We start from the raw sequence: 17374 nt of genomic DNA on the forward strand, positions 1-17374 counted from the left end.
TTTTTGTTTACACTGTAGTTTCAGTGGGTGATGTCGGCAGGGATGCCGCTCCGCAAACGGAGCGCCTTGTCGAGGAGGTTCATGTCCACCCGGTCCACGAGCCCGCGCTGGGTCAAAAGCCCCGTTGCCACCCCCAGATAATCCATATCTTCCTCGCCATCATCATGTGCTTCGATGTAAACTCGTCCCCCTTGCTCACCGACCTTGATCGGTTCCCGGACGATGGTGACCGGCGTACCGACCCGGACCAGCCGGAAGAGGCGGGGGATATCCTCGGGGTAGAGGCGAATACAGCCGTGGCTCACCTCCCGTCCCGTTCCCCAGGGGCGGTTGGTGCCGTGGATCAGGATGCCATCGGCGGAGAGCCGCAGGGCATGGCTGCCGAGGGGGTTGTCGGGGCCGGGAGGAATGACGGTGGGGAGTTCCGGGCGCTCTTTACGGATGGAGGGGGGGACATGCCAGGGGGGATCAACAATCTTCTCCCGAATACGGAAGGTACCGGTTGGGGTTGCGTGTCCCTCGCTGCCGATGCCGATGGGGAAAGTGGTCACGAGGCTGCTGCCGGCGGCGCGAAACAGGAGATACAGCCGCAGTTCGGAGAGGTTGATCACGATTCCTTCCGTGTTGGCCACGGCGGGGAGGAGCCAGACGGTGGGGAGCCGTACTTCTTTGTCGCTGCCCGGTACAAAGGGGTCGAGTCCGGGATTGGCAGCGATGATCTCGTTATACCCCAAGTCATACCGGCGGGCGATCTCCATGAGCGACTCGCCGGCTACCGTCACACACCGCGACGGGTCGCCGATGAGCGCTTCGCCGCCGGGATAGGCGGCCCCTGAGGCAGGGGAGTGGAAAACCAGGAGGAGAAGAGACGGCAGAATCAGGCTGATGAAGGCACGCATGGGGATCCCGTATTGCGGTTGTTTCGCGAGGGGTGAGCGTCCCGTTCCGCTCAGAGTACCCTCGTGCCGCCGCTGTATGGCTTATTTCGCGCCGGCCGATTGGCCGGTTCTGCTTTATTTCGCCTACAGCGGCTGGTACTCGGGCACATTCGCTTCACGGGACACTCACCCCTCGCGGATGGCGGTGTGTCCTGTAAAATCAGTGGGCTTCGCTCCAGTTCCTACCGTAGTTGATGTCCACCTTGAGGGGGACCCTTAGCGGGACGGCGTGCTCCATCTCGTGGCGCACCAGTTGCTCCATCACCATCTTTTCAGCTTCCGGCACCTCGAACACCAGTTCGTCGTGGACCTGCATGATGAGCCGGCTCGCAAGCCCTTCCCGCCGCATACGGTTGAACACCTTCACCATCGCCTGTTTGATGATATCGGCCGCCGACCCCTGGATCGGGTAGTTGATGGCGTTCCGTTGGGCGAAGGAACGGATGTTGCCGTTGGAACTGGCGATGTCGGGGATGGGGAGACGCCGGCCGAGGATGGTGGTGACGTATCCCTTCCCCTCAGCCTGCCGCACGCAGCTGTCCAAATAGGCCATGGCCCCCGCGTGCCGTTCCTTGTAATGGGCGATGAACTCGTCGGCCACCTTGCGCGCCACGCCGAGCTGTTTGGCGAGGCTGAACGCCCCCTGGCCGTAGATGACGCCGAAGTTGATGGTCTTGGCCTGGCGGCGCATCTCCGGCGTGACCATTTCGGGGAAGAGGTCGAATACCTCGCTGGCGGTGCGGGTGTGGATGTCCTCGTCCCGGGCGAAGGCGTCGCAGAAGACCCGGTCCTCCGACAGGTGGGCCAGGACCCGGAGTTCGATCTGGGAATAGTCGGCGGAGAGGAGGAGGTGCCCTTTCTCGGCAATGAAGGCGTGGCGAATCTGGCGACCCTCCTCGCTCCGGACCGGGATGTTCTGCAGGTTCGGGTCGGAGGAGGAGAGCCGGCCGGTGTTGGTGACTGCCTGGTTGTAGGAGGTATGGACCCGGCCGGTGGTGGGGTCCACCAGCTTGGGGAGGGCGTCGGTATAGGTGGATTTCAGCTTGGAGAGGCTGCGCCAGGTGAGGATCAGCCGGGCGATCTCGTGCTCCTCCGCCAGCCGCTCCAGTTCCTCCACGTTGGTGGACCAGCCGGTCTTGGTCTTGGTTTTTTTCCCGGTGGGGAGCTTCAGCTGCTCGAACAGCACTTCCCCCAGCTGTTTGGGGGAGTTGATGTTGAAGGGGCCCGGCGCCAGGGCATGGATGCGCCCCTCCAGTTCCCCCATCTGCGTCCCGAAACCGGCGGAAAGCCGGGCGAGGAGCGGCAGGTCAAGCTTCACTCCCGCCAGTTCCATCTCCGCCAGGATCATCACCAGCGGCATCTCCAGCTCGAAGAAGAGCCCCTCCAGTCCAGCTTCCTTCAGCCGGGGAAGGAAGAGCCGATGGAGGAGGAAGGTGGCATCCGAGTCCTCGCAGGAGTACGTGGTTGCCTTCTCCACCGGCACCTGGGCGAAGTTGACCTGCTCCTTCCCCTTTCCCGTAACCTCCGTATAGGAGATCATCTTGTGGTCCAGGTGTTCCACCGAGAGGGAGTCCAGGCCGTGGCTGGAGCGGGCCGGATTGAGGAGGTAGGAGGCGAGCATGGTATCGTACCAGATTCCCTCCATTTCTACGCCGTTCACCCGGAACACCTGGTAATCGTACTTCAGGTTCTGGCCGATCTTGGGACGGGCCGGGTCGGTGAGAAGTGATGCCAGTTCTGCCAACACCTCCTGCCGGTCCAGCTGGTCCGGCGCGCCGGGGTAGCAGTGCCCTACCGGGATGTAGGCCGCCTCATGTTCCCGGCAGCTGACGGAGATGCCGACGATCTCCGCTTCCAGGGGGTTGAGGCTCGTGGTCTCCAGATCGACGGCGAAGGCGGGGGCTGCCTTCAACTCCGCCATGAGCCGGTCGAATGCAGACGTGTCGAGAATGGCCCGGTACTGCTCGCTGGAAAGGGTGGCGGTGCTCGTCAGCTCCTTCATGAGGGTGGTGAAGCCGTACTCCTTGAACAGCTCGGCCAACCGCTTGTTGTCGGGAGGGGAAAGGGCGAAGTCGTCCAGGCGGTAGTGGATGGGAACTTGGCAGTCGATGGTGGCGAGCCGGCGCGACAGCCGGGCCTGCTCGGCAAACACCCGCAGCTTCTCCCCCATCTTCCCCTTCACCTCGCCTGCCCTTGCCAGCAGCTCGTCCAGGGTTCCGAACTCCTGGATCAGCTTGATGGCAGTCTTCTCGCCGATGCCGGGGACGCCGGGTATGTTGTCCGACGTGTCCCCCGCCAGCCCCAGGATGTCGATCACCCGGTCCGGCCCGACGCCGAAGCGCTCCTCCACGTCCCTGATCCCCGACGCTTTCTCCTTCATGGTATCCAGAAGGGTAACCTTGTCGCTGACGATCTGCATAAGGTCCTTGTCCCCGGTCACCACCACGGTGGCGAGCCCTTCCCGCTCGCAGTGCCGGGCAATGGTGCCGATGATGTCATCCGCCTCGAAGCCGGCAAGTTCCAGCGCCGGGATGTTGAAGGCGCGGACCATCTCCTTGATGGGGGCGATCTGAGGGACCAGATCGTCGGGCATGGCTGACCGGTTGGCCTTGTACTCCGGGTAGATCTCGGTCCGGAAGGTGACCCGTCCCACGTCGAACACAACCGCTACATGCTCCGGCTTCCGGTCTTTGAGCACCTTCAGCAGCATCTGGGTGAAGCCGTAGAGGGCGTTGGTGGGAAAGCCCGAGGGGGACGAGAGGTGGCGGATGGCGTAGTAGGCACGGTAGATGTAGGAGGAGCCGTCGATGAGGTAGAGGGTGGGTTGCTCGGCCATGTCTTATTCCTCTTCCCGGGTGAAGATGACGAAGGCCATGGAGGGGCGTTTGCTCGATTCGCGCATGGCGAAGTGGAGGCCGTCGAAGCGCCACCCCTCGCGGGTAAGCTCGTTGAGGGCAGTCTCGATGGTATCCTCAGTGACGGAATTGATTTCCACGACCTTGTATTTCAGCACGGTACACCCCTTGGCTGGATTTACCCGGCATATTAGCCCATCTCCGGCCGCTCTTCAAGGGGAATAACGGGTGGTGCACCGTCTGGAGGCCTTGCATAAAAATTGAACCATTTTAATAGGTTAACGGTTGCAAGGGAGGGGGAATCTGCTAGACTTGCTGCAAAAGAAAGGAGGCCCGGAAAAGAACCTGCAATCGGCCTGAACTTGCCATGTCTCAACCTTAACCAAAGGGGTGTCCGTATGACGAAAAAAGATGCTGAAGTGATCGAACGCCTGGCAAACGAGATGGAACTGGTGCTGGAAACCGACTACGAGAAGAAGGATATGAAGGAAAAACGGGCGGTGACGAAATCGGCCCTGTATGACGGCTCGAAAAAACTGAAACATAGCATCCCCAAGGGGAAACGGGTTTAGGCGTACCGCCACCCGTCCTGGGGACGGAGAGATAAAGGGGGGGGGAGAAACTGGTTTTCTCCCCCCTTGATTTTTTGCCAAGGCTGCTTATTTTGGTAGCGATGGTGAAACTAAGCATGCAGGAGGTACCACATCATGGCAATCGTCAAGTACAATCCGTTTCGTGACCTGAGGACCATGCAGGACCAGATGAACCGTCTCCTCGATATGACCTGGAGCCGGGAGAGCGGCGAGGAACTGCGAGAGGGACTCTGGCAGCCGGCAGTGGACATCTACGAGGATGAGACGTCGGTGGTCATCAAGGCCGAAGTGCCGGGGATCGATCAGAATGACATCGAGGTGCGGATCGAGGATAACACCCTCACCCTGCGGGGTGAGCGGAAGCATGACCAGACCGTCCAGAAGGAGAACTACCACCGGGTGGAGCGGTACTATGGCTCGTTCCAGCGCAGTTTTTCCCTCCCCCACACCATCGACCAGGGGAACGTTCAGGCCACTTGCGAGAAAGGGATACTGACCGTGACGCTGCCGAAGAGGGAGGAGACGAAGCCGAAGCAGATCAAGGTCGAAGTGAAGTAGAAACGCGGCTTTTCCGCAATCTCTGCGTTGCCCTTCGGGACTCCTTGTGCGCCTCGACCTTGCGACAATTCAAACAGAATTGGACAGCGTAGGCTGCCCGGAGGGTGAGGCCGCAGGCCGAATCAAAAATTCACGTTTCTAACTGATACCAATAAACAAAGGGGACGGATTTGATCCGCCCCCTTCTTTGTTAGCGTTCAAAAATGTCCAGATGCAAGGCGGCAAGGAGAAGGCGACGGAGGCGTACGTCGGTACGTCGAGGAGCCGCCGACGAGCCAACGCCGCAGATGGGCGTTTTTCAACGCTAACACTATTCGTTCATGCTGCCGGTCCGGTATCCTTGCAAATCCATCGCCACATAGGTAAAGCCGGCCCCCTTGACGGCCACCACTACCTCCCGGCGCAGGACCGGGTCGAGCAGTCGGTCGATCTCTTCCTCCCCCAGTTCGATCCGGGCGGTTTCCCCGTGGAATCTGACCCGGTAGGTCCGAAATCCTTTTTCCTTGAGGAATTCCTCGCAGGCTTCCACCATCCGGAGCCGTTCCGGCGTGATTTCCACCCCGTAGGGGAAGCGGCTGGCGAGGCAGGCGTAGGGCTGCTTGTCCCAGGTGGTGAGCCCCAGTTCCCGGGAGAGCTGGCGGATATCGGCCTTCGAGAGCCCCGCCTCCAGCAGGGGACTTCGGATGTTGAGCTCCCCCAGTGCCCGGCGACCCGGCCGGTAGTCCCCAAGGTCGTCGGTGTTGCTCCCGTCCACGATGACGGCAAAACCGAGTTCCCCGGCCCGGGCCGCGCAGAGCTGGAAAAGCTCTTTCTTGCAGTGGTAACAGCGGTCCTTGGGATTGCCGGCGAAACCGGGTATCTCCAGTTCGTTGGATTCCACCACGATCTGCCGTGCGCCGATCTGTCGGGCCAGGTCCGTGGCCGCCCGGAATTCCGACTCCGGGTAGGTGGGGGAGGTGGCGGTGATGGCACCGGCCCGCTCCCCCAGGAGGTCGTGGGCGACCTTGAGGAGAAAGGTGGAATCCACCCCGCCGGAAAAGGCGACCAGCACCGAACCCATCTTCGTGAGAATCCCCTTCAGCCGTTCAAATTTTTCGTGCAATTCGTCCATTATCACTCCGAAAACGAAAAGCCCTTCCGGGCTTTTCATGTGTCTTTTCGGGGACGAGTAATTTTTCGCAAGATCAAGGCTGTCGAGGGTTTGCGCGGAGGCGTAGTACCCATAATCGGGCATAAACAGCGCTACGCCGCACAAGTGAGCCCGAAGGCTTACGCAGATATTGCGAAAAAGGACCGTTCCCTATTAGTCAAACACTCCGGTGGAGAGGTATCTCTCCCCCGTATCACAGAGAATCGTCACCACGTTCTTCCCCGGTCCAAGCCGTCTGGCCAGCTGGAGTGCGGCGAAGACGTTGGCGCCGGATGAAATTCCCACCAGAAGCCCTTCCTCGCGGGCGAGCCGGCTGGTGGCGGCGTAGGCGTCATCGTTGCCTACCTTGATGACTTCATTGTAGACCTTCCGGTTCAGCACGTCGGGAACGAAGCCGGCCCCGATCCCCTGAATCTTGTGGGAACCTGGTTCACCGCCGGAGAGGACAGGGGAGGCGGCCGGTTCGACGGCGGCGATGATGATCGCGGGGTTATGCTGCTTCAGTACCTCTCCCACACCGGTGATGGTACCGCCGGTTCCGACTCCGGCGACGAATCCGTCGATGGTCTGGCCGTCGAGGGCGCAGGTGATCTCCGGGCCGGTAGTCCGCCGGTGCACATCGGGGTTGGCAGGATTCTTGAACTGCTGCATCATCAGGTGGCCGTGGGCCGTCACCAGCTCTTCCGCCTTCTGCACGGCGCCACGCATCCCCTGGGTGCCGGGGGTGAGGACCAGTTCGGCACCGTAGGCGGCTAGCAGCCGCCGCCGCTCGACGGTCATGGTATCGGGCATGGTGAGGACCAGCTTGTATCCCTTGATTGCGCAGATCATGGAGAGGCCGATACCGGTGTTGCCGCTGGTCGGTTCGACCACCGTGGCGCCGGGCTTGAGATGGCCTGCTTTTTCCGCCGCCTCGATCATGGCGAGGCAAATGCGGTCCTTGACGCTGCCGCCGGGGTTGAAAAATTCCGCCTTGGCGTAAATAGCCGCAGACCCGGGCTCTTCAAGGTGTGCCAGGCGTAGCAGCGGGGTATTGCCGATCTGCTCCAGGGTGGCGGTGCTGGTAAATAGAGGCATGTACGTTCCTTTCGTCATATGTAGTAGACGAATCGGTGATCCTGTTCCTTCTTTACACCCAAGGCCTGCCCCCGTTCGCAAAGGTCTGTCAGGGTCAGTTTCCCCAGGTAGTCATTGAGCAGGACGCCCGCCTCGTTCCATACGGTCTGGGTGACACAGTGGCCGCTGAAGGTGCAATTCTCTTTCTTCTTCCTCTTGCTAGCGACACATTCCACCAGCATCACATCGCCTTCCGTTGCCTCGATGATCTCCCTGACGGTGATCAGTTCCGGACTGCGTGACAGGTAGTATCCCCCCCGGGGTCCTCGTTTGCTCTTCAGGATGCCGTTCTTCTTGAGACTCTGGAATATCTGTTCCAGGTAGCGGGGGGATATCTCCTGGCGGCGGGAGATGTCCTGGATCTGGGTCGGCAGATTGCCTGAATTGTAGGCGATGTCAAAGAGGGCGCGCAGCCCGTACCTGCTTTTGGTCGAAAGTCGCATGGGGTACCTCGTGTACGATTTGCCATTCAATCTACTATACTTTATCACCATTATCAAGAAAATGGCACATGTTGCGCGCCCATTCACCACAACGGTACTGCTGTATTCTGCCACACCCTTTCCGGGTGACATTCTTTTCCGTGAAACTAAATCGAGCAAATTTTTCGGGGTTTTCAGCTATTTGGCGGGATGGGTAATTGCTTTCCCCCGGCAAAATCCTCGGGCTTAACGGTTAAACGTCCATTCTGTCTGCTGCTGCGGTTTTTCCTTTCCGGCTGGCGCGGTTATTGAATATTACTGATTAATAAATTGATTCAACCGGTTAGCGAGGAGAGTCATGCCTGCCGAGGAAGCAACGGAACTTTATGCAAAAGGACTGGAAGCGCTGGAAAACGGTCATTACTACCTGGCCCGCACCTGCTTCGGACGGGCATACGAACTGGAACAGTCGCCCCGCACCAGCTCCTACCTTGGGCTCGCACTGGCCAAGTCCACCGGCGGTTTCCCCCAGGCCATCGCCTTCGGCCGCGATGCTACATCCCAAGATCCTGAAAACCCGGTCTACTATCTCAATCTCGGCCAGATCTATCTGTTGGCCGAACAGCGCCACGAAGCCCTGATCATGTTCAGGTTGGCGCTCCATCATGGGGCTGACTCATCGGTCGTCTACGAGCTTGAAGCACTGGGTGAGAGGAAGCCTCCCCTTTTCAGGAACTTGCCGCGGAGCCATCCGCTCAATAGGTATCTCGGCCTGTTGCTGAGCAGGCTCGGGCTCAGGTGAAAAGTGAAAAGTGAAAAGTGAAAAGTGAAAAGTGAAAAGTGAAAAGTGAGGGCGTCGCGGGACTGGACGCCCTTTACTGTTTGAAAAGGGGAAGGTGCCGTCGGGCAAGTGATTGACTGCCACCTGCTCCGGTGGTACCTTTGCCCCCATGCGGACGACGGAGTGTGAATCGATTATCCTCGGGGCCACGGACTACGGGGAAGCGGACCGTCTCGTGACCTTTTTTTGTCATGAGCATGGCAAGCTGCGGGGGGTCGCTCGAGGAGCGAAACGAAGCCGTCAACGATTTGGCGGGGCGCTGGAACCATTTGCCCGCCTCCACCTCCAGGTCAGTCTGAAGGAGGGACTGGTGCGGATACAGGGGGCGGACATTCTCACTGTCTTTCCCGGAATCCGCACGGACCTGGGCCGCATCGGCTGCGCGGGCTATGCCTGCGAACTGGTAGACCGCCTGCTGCCGGAGGGGGGTGCCAATCCCCGCTTGTTCCGGCTTCTCGCCGCCTTCCTCGAATTTCTGGATCACTCTCCCTATGCCGAATCGGCCCGTCGTTTTTTCGAGATAAACCTGCTGAACATTCTCGGTTACCGGCCGGCACTGGAACATTGCGCAGGCTGCGGCGCCGGGCTGGCCGGCCTGGAAAGACTGGGCTTCAGTGCCACTGCCGGTGGGATTCTGTGCCGGAACTGTGGTACCGGATCCATGCCGGTTACGGCTGCCACCGTCACCCTTCTCCACCGTTGCCTCTCAACCGGCCGCTTCGGTGCCGTCGATTTCCCGCCTTCGGCGCTGGCGGAAGCCGGGAAACTCCTCGATGCGAGCATTGCCATTCACCTGAGCCGACCCCTCAATTCTCTCGTTTTTCTCTGCGAACTCAAAGAACAGGCGCCGGGCGGTTCCATCCAAAATGATTGACCGGCGCGGTGAGCCGGGTTATAGTACGCGTTCGATTCTCCACCAGAAAAGTCACGGATTGAGGCGATGGCAGCAGTAGACCTGAGAAAACTTCCCCCCCAGAGTATCGAAGCGGAAATGTCGCTCCTTGGCGGCATCCTCATCGACAACGATGCGATCAATCGGGTAATTGAGATACTGGAAGTGGATGATCTCTACCGGGAGTCGCACCGCAAGATCCTGCGGGCAATGATTGAGCTCAGCGAGCGAGGGGAGCCGTGCGACCTCATTACCATGTCCGATATCCTGAAGAAGAAGGGGGACCTGGAAGAGGTCGGCGGCGGGGCGTACCTGGCCACCCTCGTCGATTATGTGCCGACCGCTGCAAACATCGCCTACTACAGCAAAATCATCAAGGAAAAGGCGGTGGTGCGCAAGCTGATATCTGCTGCCACCGAGATCGTCACCCAGGGGTACGACGAGCAGGTGGAGGTGGAGAAGCTCCTGGACGGAGCCCAGAAGGTGATCTTCGAGATATCCGAGAACAAACTCCGCCCCGCCTTCGTGCAGGTTGGCGCCGTTCTCAAAGATACCATCAAGAATATCGAGAAGCTCTACGAGAAGAAAGAGCACATCACCGGCGTCCCGACCGGCTTTACGGATCTGGACGAAAAAACCGCCGGTTTCCAGCGCGGTGACCTTATCATCATTGCTGGCCGCCCCTCCATGGGAAAGACCGCCTTCGCCCTCAATATAGCCCAGTATGCGGCGATCCATGCCGACCAGCAGCAGCCGGTCGCCGTCTTTTCCCTGGAGATGAGCAAGGAACAGCTGGTGACCCGCCTCCTCTGTTCCGAGGCCCGCATCGATGCCAGCCGGCTCCGCACCGGACACCTCATCGATTCCGACTGGGACCGGCTTGCCCGGGGGGCAGGAAACCTACACGAAGCGAAGATTTTCATCGACGATACCCCGGCCATTTCCGTACTGGAGATGCGGGCCAAGTGCCGTCGCCTCAAGGCGGAGCACGGCATTGCCTTGATCGTGGTCGACTACCTCCAGCTGATGCGGGGTGGATCCAACCCCGAATCCCGCCAACAGGAGATTTCCGAGATCTCCCGCTCCCTCAAGGCGCTTGCCAAGGAGCTTGATGTGCCGGTGGTGGCCCTTTCCCAGTTGAACCGCGGATTGGAAAGCCGCACCGACAAACGGCCGATGATGAGCGACCTCCGCGAATCGGGTGCCATCGAGCAGGATGCCGACGTGATCATGTTCGTCTATCGTGGCGAAGTCTACGAGAAGGAGAACGAGGAGTTGAAGGGGAAGGCGGAGATCATCATCGGCAAGCAGCGTAACGGACCGATCGGGATAGTCGATCTAGCGTTCCGGGGGGAATACACCCGCTTCGAGAACCTGAGCCGGCGGGACGAATATTAATACGGTGAAAAGTAAAAGGTGAAAAGAAAAAAGTGAAAAGTTTGAATCAATACTATGAACTTTTTACCGTTCACTTTTCACTTTTCACGAATTAGAGAGGTATACCATGATAGATCCTTCGGCACGCATCAGCCCGACTGCGACCATCGCTCCGGATGCGGAGATCGGCCCCAACGTCATCGTCGGCGACCACTCGTCGGTGGGGGGCGGCACCCGGGTCATGGCCAACGCGGTCATCGGCCCCTGGACCACGGTCGGCTGCAACAATACCATCCACTACGGTGCCATCGTCGGCCACGATCCCCAGGATTTCGGCTACCACGGCGAGGAAAGCTACCTGGAGCTGGGGAACGGTAACATCATCCGGGAGTATGCCACCATCCACCGGGGAAACCGCGCCGGGACGAAAACGGTGGTCGGCAACGAGAACTTCCTCATGATCCAGTCCCATGTGGCCCACAACTGCATCCTGGGAAACAATATCATCGTTGCCGGGGGCTCGCTCCTTGCCGGACACGTGGAGGTGGCGGACCGGGCCATCATCTCCGGCAACTGCGTGGTCCACCAGTTCTGCCGCATCGGCGGGTTTGCCATGATGCGCGGCCTCTCCCGCACCTCCCGCGACGTTCCTCCCTACTGCATCATGGACGAGACCCACACCGTAAAGACCCTCAACCTGGTGGGTCTGCGGCGCAATGGTTTCGACCAGAAACGGGTCCGGGCCATCAAGAACGCCTTCGCCGTCCTGTTCCGGAGCGGTCTCAACATGCCGAACGCCGTGGCCAAAGTGGAAGCGGAGCTGGAAGTGACCGACGACGTGCGGCACCTGCTCGACTTCATCAAGTCCTCCAAGCGGGGGGTGTGTTTTGGGAAAGGGCAAGCCGTGGGAGATTTCGATTAAGGCCGGGGCAGAACAGGCAAAATCTTTATTGACGCAGAGACGCAGAGGCGCAGAGAAGGCATAATCTGAAAAGAGTTTTTTGGGGTTCCCCGCGTCTCTGCGCCTCTGCGTCAAGGTTTTAACTACGTAACACTCTATTCCAATGAGCAAGGATATGACCATGACAACTTACAACCCCTTACGGGAACTGCCGGCGAGCGCCGGCTACAAGGCGGGGGACGTGTTCGTCCTCTGCGGAGAGCTGTTCGGCCGCGGCTATGCCAATGGCATTATCGACGAGGCGCGCCGGGCCGGCATGACCATCATCGGTACAACCGTCGGGCGCCGTGACGCCGACGGCACACTTCGCCCCCTGAACGACGCCGAACTGGCAGAAGCTGAGGCGAACCTGGGGGGTAAGATCATCAATGTCCCGCTGGAGGCCGGTTTCGACATGGAGCCGGACGGCAGCGGCAGCACTCCCCTGGATCAGCTCAAGGGGATAAAGACCGACGAGTGGGAGGCGGTTCGCCTGAACTGGGAGGGGATCGAGGCATCCCGCCAGGCGGGTATCCGGCGCTTCACCGCCAATATGACCTGCGTGGCGACGGAACTGGAACGACTCATCCCCTCCGGGGCGAACGTGCTGTTCGTCCACTCCATGGCAGGCGGCATTCCCCGGGCACGCATATTCATGCCGCTCCTGAACAAGGTGTTCAAGGGGCAGGGGGAGCGCTTCATCAGTTCGGAGACATTCTGGAATTCTGAACTGGGACGGCTCTGCCAGCTCTCCTTCGACGAGGTGACGGCCGACACGTTCCGTTACCTCATTGACGCCACGGCTGCCATCCGGTCACGCAACATTAGCGCCGGCGGCAGGGTGAGCTACGTTGCCTACGGCTACCACGGCTGCGAAGTGCTCGTCAACGGCAACTACACCTGGCAGACCTACACTCCCTATTTGCAGGGATGGGCCAAGATACGCCTGGAGGATGTGGCTACGGCCGCCTGGGGGGAAGGGGTGCATGCGACGGTATTCAACTGCCCGGAAATCCTGACCAACTCCAGCGCCCTCTTCCTCGGCGTGGAAATATCCCTCTATCCACTCCTGGCCGCCCTTGAGAAGGAGGGTGACGGCAAGCTGGCACAGCAGGTACGGGAAGAATGCCAGTCGCTGCTGAAACCGGATACCGGCATCGGGGACATCCTGGAGAAGGCCAACAGTTACTTGGCTTCACCGGTTTTGGCCCCTTTCGGCGACTATGCCGGATGGCCGCTCCACAACACTCCTGAACTTGCGGAGCTGATGCTCGGCTGCTCGGAGGCGCTCATGGGGATGAACGCGAACCCGAAGGAAATCGTCTGCGGGGTCCTTTCCCGGGCGGTGTTCAGCGGCGTCGGTCGGCTCATGTTCGATACGGCGTGGTCGCCCGCAGCACCGGTTTTCTGGCTGAACCATGACGTGATCGCACGCCGGTTGCTGAAGGGCTGACGACGTAGTCGATCATTACCCAATCCACTGAAGGTGACGAGCGCTTATGCCCCAGAAGGTGCTGCTGGTCGATGATGTCAACATGTTCCTGGAGCTGATGAAGGGGTTCCTCAAACTCTCTTCCGTGCACGTCCTGACCGCGAGCGACGGGGCGAAAGCGCTGGAGATCGCCCGGCGGGAAGTGCCCGCCCTTGTCTTCATGGATCTGCATATGCCGAACATGACCGGCGACGAATGTTGCGCCCGTCTCAAGGCCGACCCGTCTCTCCGGAACATCCCGGTCATCATGCTGACCGCCGACGGGAAGGAGGATGACCGGGTCCTCTGCATCAAATCGGGATGCGACGATTACCTGACCAAGCCGATTGACCGCAACGTCTTCCTGGACAAGGCGCGCCACTTCATCCCGAGCATCGACCGGCGCGACCGGCGTGTCCCCTGTGTCGCCAAGGTCAAATTCCGGGTCTTCGGCATCACCCTCTCCGGCGACGTTGTGAACATGAGCGAACATGGCATCTACGTGGCGGCCACCTGTGCGGTGGAACTCGGGACGACCATGGACCTGGTCTTCGCCCTCCCGGACGGGAAGGGGTCGGTTGTCCAGACCAAGGGACGGGTCGCCTGGGTGAACGGTGGGGCTACGCGGCTGAAGGGGAGCCTCCCCGAAGGATTCGGGGTTGAGTTCATTGCCATGACTGAGGAGTCGACCGTCGCCGTGCGTGCCTTCATGGGGGCAGGCTGAAGGAGTCGGGGGATAAGTGATAACGGGAAAGGGGGACCATGCGGTCCCCCTTTTTTTGCGAGCCTTCTTAATCAATAGCGAATTGACGTGCTGGCGGAGTCCCGTCCGTTACAGTCGAGCCCTCTGCTGCGAACCTTGACCATCTTCATTTCATAACGGGCGACGCCGCAGTTTCCCGTGGATGCCTCCGAGGAAACTTTCGGCGGGCGTTCGCTGCCGCTCGGTCTCTCTCTCCACTCCCGAGACCCCGCCAGCACGCTTCCACTTTTCCCGGAAAGTATGTGTAGAGACGAATGTACGCTGCTTCAGTGTTGATGGGTTTGAGTTTCATCGGCGCTAATCCGCTGTTACCAGCGTTAATCTGCGCTCAATTGTCGTTAATCTTTTTATACGGCGCGTTATCCCTGAATGGCGACCGGCATGGCGCGACCGGGAATCTCGGACATGGCGAGGGGGGCGACTGGGGCAGTTGGGCCTGCCTCTTCGGCCACCTCGGCGAGGGTGACGAAGCGGACTCCCCGTTGGGTGAGTCGGGTGAGGAGGTCGGTAAAGACTTGCGACATTGCCATTCCCTCGAATTCGGTGTGGATGGTGTGGACGTTGAGTCCTGGCTTGAGAAGCGTGAGGTAGTGGTCGTTGATGGTTTCGGGGGTGATGCCGTTCTCACCGAGCAGTTCGTCCATGGTGGGCCAGGTGGTAGGGATCTGCAGGGTGCGAAAGGTTCTCCCGTCCATGACCGGGTAGAAAGGGTGGCTGCCGCGGCAGTCGCTGCAGTAGGAGAGGTGCATGGCGTCCTGCACCTCCAGCGAATCTGCGGAAACCGTCCATCCCGGCGCGGCCGTGGTCAGGGCACGGTGGCCGAGAACCTCCTGGTAGAGAGCGCTTGCCTTGCCCAGTTCCATGGCGGTCACCGGCTTGGGGAACCAGGGGAGGTAGTCGTGCCACTTCACGTGGTCCCAGCAGTGGATACCGACCACGTGCCCGGCCTTCTCGGTCATTTTAAGGACTTCGGGGAGCTTCGCGGCGATGATGGGGGGGGGAAGGAGGGTGCCGGAAAGGAGGGTCCGCAGGCCGAACGCGGAGGGTGCCCCGCTGCGGAGTTGCTTTTTCAGGAAGCCGGGGCGGAAGATGCGGCGGATCGCTTTTCCCGAGTTGTCCGGACCCATGGAGAAGTAGAAGGTACCCCTGATGCCGAACCGTGCCAGGATGGCAAGCAGGTTCGGTACGCCGTCGCGGGTGCCGACGAAGGTGTCGATGTCTACTTTCAGTGCAATAACTGGCTGGTTCATGTGTTCGTTTCGGGAAAGACGGGAGGATAGAGTCGCCGCTCGGTTCCGGCTGCCGGCTCACTCTACCTTTACATGGACGGAAATACAAGAGTTTTTCGGCTGAGGGGTGGATGTGGTATCCATCGGGGATGGATTGACCGCGGCGTCGTTGATGAGACATGTCAAAATAATGTTCATTAATAAAAAGCTGTGCTATAAGACGGGTAGGGGCTATTTTAAGATATCATTGGACTTACATGAATTAGCCACCGACTTCTGAAGAGGCTATAAGATGTTAACTGCAATAGTCTCCAACGAGAGGTTAAACCGGCTGCCGCAAAAACTTCGCGGCCCGGTGATCCAGCACCGTCAACGAATATATGGACACCACCACCCCATTCCCCCGGAGGACGCACGTGTTGAATCTACTGTTCAGAAGCGCCGCTGTTACGTTTATCCTGCTGGCCATCCTTTCTTTCACTCCGTCAGTCGTAAAAGCAGAAAAGACGCTGCCCGACCTACAGACCGACCCTCTCCTGGCGGCGATGCGGACGGAATTGCAGCGGGCGAAGGAGAGCCTGCGGCTGCCTGACCAGCCTGCTCCTTATTTCATCGAGTACTGGGTCCAGGAATCGGTCAGCGCCAACCTCTCCGGCAAGTACGGTGGGATCACTCACACCCACCCGGACCTGCATCCACGACGAGCCGCCGGTGTCCAGGTGCGGGTCGGCTCCTACGAGTTCGATAACATGAACCTCCCCCTGGCGCTGCGCTTCAACGCCACCGACTATGCGGATTTCATGGAAGAGAACGACTGGCAGCTCGCCGAGGTGCCGCTGGAAGGGGAAGGGGCCGCGCTCCGGTCGGCCCTCTGGGTCCTGGGGGATACGGCGTATAAACGGGCCGTGGGTGAATACCAGAAGAAAAAGATGCTCCAGTCCACGGGGGTTAAAAAGGAGCCGCTGGACGATTTCTCCCGGGAAAAGAGCGTGGTTTTCGTGGAACCCATCATGGAAGTCGGCGTCTCGGTGGATGACGAGGTCTGGAAGGATGCGGTCCGGAAGGTGACCGGCTACCTGGCGCGGCAGGAGGGGATCATGGAACCGACCATGGATATTCAGGCCGCCCGGGACGTGAATTACTACATGAACACGGAGGGGACGGTCCTCCGGACGTCGGAGCTCCTCTACACCATCGATATCTCCGCCTGGACCAGGACGCCGGACGGGATTAAGGTGGCGAATTTTCGGCATTTCCAGGTGCAGGACCCGAAGGAGTTGCCCGACGGGAAGAAGCTCCTGGCCGAGGCCGAAGCGCTGGCCCGGGAACTGGCCGAACTGCGAAATGCCGAGGAGTTCAATCCCTACAGCGGACCGGCAATCCTGGGGCCGGACGTGGCCGGGGTCTTTTTCCACGAGGCGCTGGGGCACCGGCTGGAGGGGGAACGGCAGAGGATGACGGAGTCGGGGCAGACGTTCCGCGACAAGGTCGGCGACCGGATCATTTCGGAGCAGATATCCATCGTGGACGACCCGACGCTCCCGTGCTTCAAGGGGAAAAGCCTGTCGGGGCATTACCGGTACGACAGCGAGGGGGTTGCGGCACAGAAGGTCACCCTGGTTAACCGGGGAAAGCTGGCGAACTATCTTCTCTCCCGGACCCCCATCAAGGGGTTCGCCGGGTCCAACGGTCACGCCCGCAGCCAGAACCCCCAGGCCAATCTCCTCTACGGCCACCCGGTGGGGAGGATGGCGACCCTGATGGTAGAGTCGGAGAACCGGCACAGCCTCGACACGCTCAAGAAGATGCTGATCGAGGAGGCGAAGAAGCAGGGGAAACCGTACGGGCTGATCATCCGGCACATCAGGAACGGTGAAACGGACACGAAGGGACCGAGTGCGTCGGGATTGGGGGGAAACTTCCAGGCGTTCAAGGCGACGCCGGTCCTCGTCTATGCGGTGGATGTGGCGACCGGCAAGGAGCGGCTGGTGCGGGGGGTGGAACTGGTCGGCACCCCGCTGGTGAGCCTGGAAAAGGTCATCGCCGCCGGCAACGACGACGATGTCTTTAACGCCTCGTGCGGCGCGGAGTCGGGGTGGGTCCCCGTTTCCGTCGTTTCCCCCTCCATCCTGACGGCGCAGGTGGAGTTGCAGCGGGTGGGGGGAAATCCCAAGCGGTCACCCCTGCTGTTTTCGCCCTTTCAGGAGAAGCGCTGAATCTTGAATGCTC

16 protein-coding genes are annotated in these 17374 nt (G+C 60.2%); 9 read left to right on the forward strand and 7 right to left on the reverse strand.

The window, feature by feature from the left end; translation table 11 throughout:
* Positions 1–20: 20 nt before the first annotated feature.
* The 3 genes from LDN04_RS07670 to LDN04_RS07680 all read right to left on the reverse strand — a co-directional run bounded on the left by LDN04_RS07670 (position 21) and on the right by LDN04_RS07680 (position 3951).
* Positions 21–899, reverse strand: a complete 879-nt coding sequence (locus LDN04_RS07670) for a L,D-transpeptidase family protein (RefSeq protein ID WP_223908595.1) — start codon at positions 897–899, stop codon at positions 21–23.
* Positions 900–1098: 199 nt separating this feature from the next.
* Positions 1099–3774, reverse strand: a complete 2676-nt coding sequence (gene polA / locus LDN04_RS07675) for a DNA polymerase I (RefSeq protein WP_223908596.1) — start codon at positions 3772–3774, stop codon at positions 1099–1101.
* A 3-nt stretch (positions 3775–3777) separates the two neighbouring features.
* Positions 3778–3951: a DUF4177 domain-containing protein gene (locus LDN04_RS07680; protein WP_223908598.1), complete on the reverse strand. Its 174-nt coding sequence runs from the start codon at positions 3949–3951 to the stop codon at positions 3778–3780.
* Positions 3952–4191: 240 nt separating this feature from the next.
* On the opposite strand from LDN04_RS07680, the gene LDN04_RS07685 reads away from it, so the two are divergent.
* A complete protein-coding gene (locus LDN04_RS07685) occupies positions 4192–4365 on the forward strand; it encodes a hypothetical protein (RefSeq protein ID WP_223908600.1) in 174 nt (57 codons plus the stop codon).
* 135 nt (positions 4366–4500) lie between these two features.
* On the forward strand, positions 4501–4944 hold the full coding sequence (locus LDN04_RS07690) for an Hsp20/alpha crystallin family protein (protein ID WP_223908601.1): 444 nt from the start codon (positions 4501–4503) through the stop codon (positions 4942–4944).
* A gap of 310 nt (positions 4945–5254) precedes the next feature.
* Here LDN04_RS07690 and larE read toward each other — a convergent pair whose 3' ends face one another.
* The 3 genes from larE to LDN04_RS07705 all read right to left on the reverse strand — a co-directional run bounded on the left by larE (position 5255) and on the right by LDN04_RS07705 (position 7653).
* Positions 5255–6055 carry an ATP-dependent sacrificial sulfur transferase LarE gene (gene larE / locus LDN04_RS07695; RefSeq protein ID WP_223908604.1) on the reverse strand — a complete coding sequence of 267 codons (801 nt, stop codon included), beginning with the start codon at positions 6053–6055 and terminating at the stop codon, positions 5255–5257.
* Positions 6056–6247: 192 nt separating this feature from the next.
* Entirely contained in the window at positions 6248–7171 is a 924-nt protein-coding gene (gene cysK, locus LDN04_RS07700) for a cysteine synthase A (RefSeq protein ID WP_223908607.1), read from the reverse strand.
* Positions 7172–7185: 14 nt separating this feature from the next.
* The gene (locus LDN04_RS07705; RefSeq protein ID WP_223908610.1) at positions 7186–7653 is read right to left on the reverse strand and encodes an Rrf2 family transcriptional regulator; all 468 of its coding nucleotides are present in this window, start codon (positions 7651–7653) and stop codon (positions 7186–7188) included.
* Between the two features lie 337 nt (positions 7654–7990).
* Between LDN04_RS07705 and LDN04_RS07710 the strand changes: the two genes are divergently transcribed.
* The 6 genes from LDN04_RS07710 to LDN04_RS07735 all read left to right on the forward strand — a co-directional run bounded on the left by LDN04_RS07710 (position 7991) and on the right by LDN04_RS07735 (position 13877).
* On the forward strand, positions 7991–8434 hold the full coding sequence (locus tag LDN04_RS07710; protein ID WP_223908612.1) for a hypothetical protein: 444 nt from the start codon (positions 7991–7993) through the stop codon (positions 8432–8434).
* Between the two features lie 148 nt (positions 8435–8582).
* On the forward strand, positions 8583–9347 hold the full coding sequence (gene recO / locus LDN04_RS07715) for a DNA repair protein RecO (protein WP_223913354.1): 765 nt from the start codon (positions 8583–8585) through the stop codon (positions 9345–9347).
* A gap of 66 nt (positions 9348–9413) precedes the next feature.
* Positions 9414–10763 (forward strand): replicative DNA helicase, encoded by a 1350-nt coding sequence (dnaB, locus tag LDN04_RS07720; protein WP_223908614.1) that lies wholly within the window; start codon positions 9414–9416, stop codon positions 10761–10763.
* A gap of 106 nt (positions 10764–10869) precedes the next feature.
* On the forward strand, positions 10870–11664 hold the full coding sequence (gene lpxA, locus LDN04_RS07725) for an acyl-ACP--UDP-N-acetylglucosamine O-acyltransferase (RefSeq protein ID WP_223908616.1): 795 nt from the start codon (positions 10870–10872) through the stop codon (positions 11662–11664).
* 160 nt (positions 11665–11824) lie between these two features.
* Positions 11825–13135 (forward strand): hypothetical protein, encoded by a 1311-nt coding sequence (locus tag LDN04_RS07730; protein ID WP_223913355.1) that lies wholly within the window; start codon positions 11825–11827, stop codon positions 13133–13135.
* 46 nt (positions 13136–13181) lie between these two features.
* On the forward strand, positions 13182–13877 hold the full coding sequence (locus tag LDN04_RS07735; RefSeq protein ID WP_223908619.1) for a response regulator: 696 nt from the start codon (positions 13182–13184) through the stop codon (positions 13875–13877).
* Positions 13878–14275: 398 nt separating this feature from the next.
* Here LDN04_RS07735 and LDN04_RS07740 read toward each other — a convergent pair whose 3' ends face one another.
* Entirely contained in the window at positions 14276–15166 is an 891-nt protein-coding gene (locus LDN04_RS07740) for a 4-deoxy-4-formamido-L-arabinose-phosphoundecaprenol deformylase (RefSeq protein ID WP_223908622.1), read from the reverse strand.
* A gap of 395 nt (positions 15167–15561) precedes the next feature.
* On the opposite strand from LDN04_RS07740, the gene LDN04_RS07745 reads away from it, so the two are divergent.
* Entirely contained in the window at positions 15562–17361 is a 1800-nt protein-coding gene (locus LDN04_RS07745) for a metallopeptidase TldD-related protein (protein WP_223908624.1), read from the forward strand.
* Positions 17362–17374 lie beyond the last annotated feature (13 nt).

The organism is Geobacter sp. AOG1, assembly GCF_019972315.1.
Taxonomy (GTDB): domain Bacteria; phylum Desulfobacterota; class Desulfuromonadia; order Geobacterales; family Geobacteraceae; genus Geomobilimonas.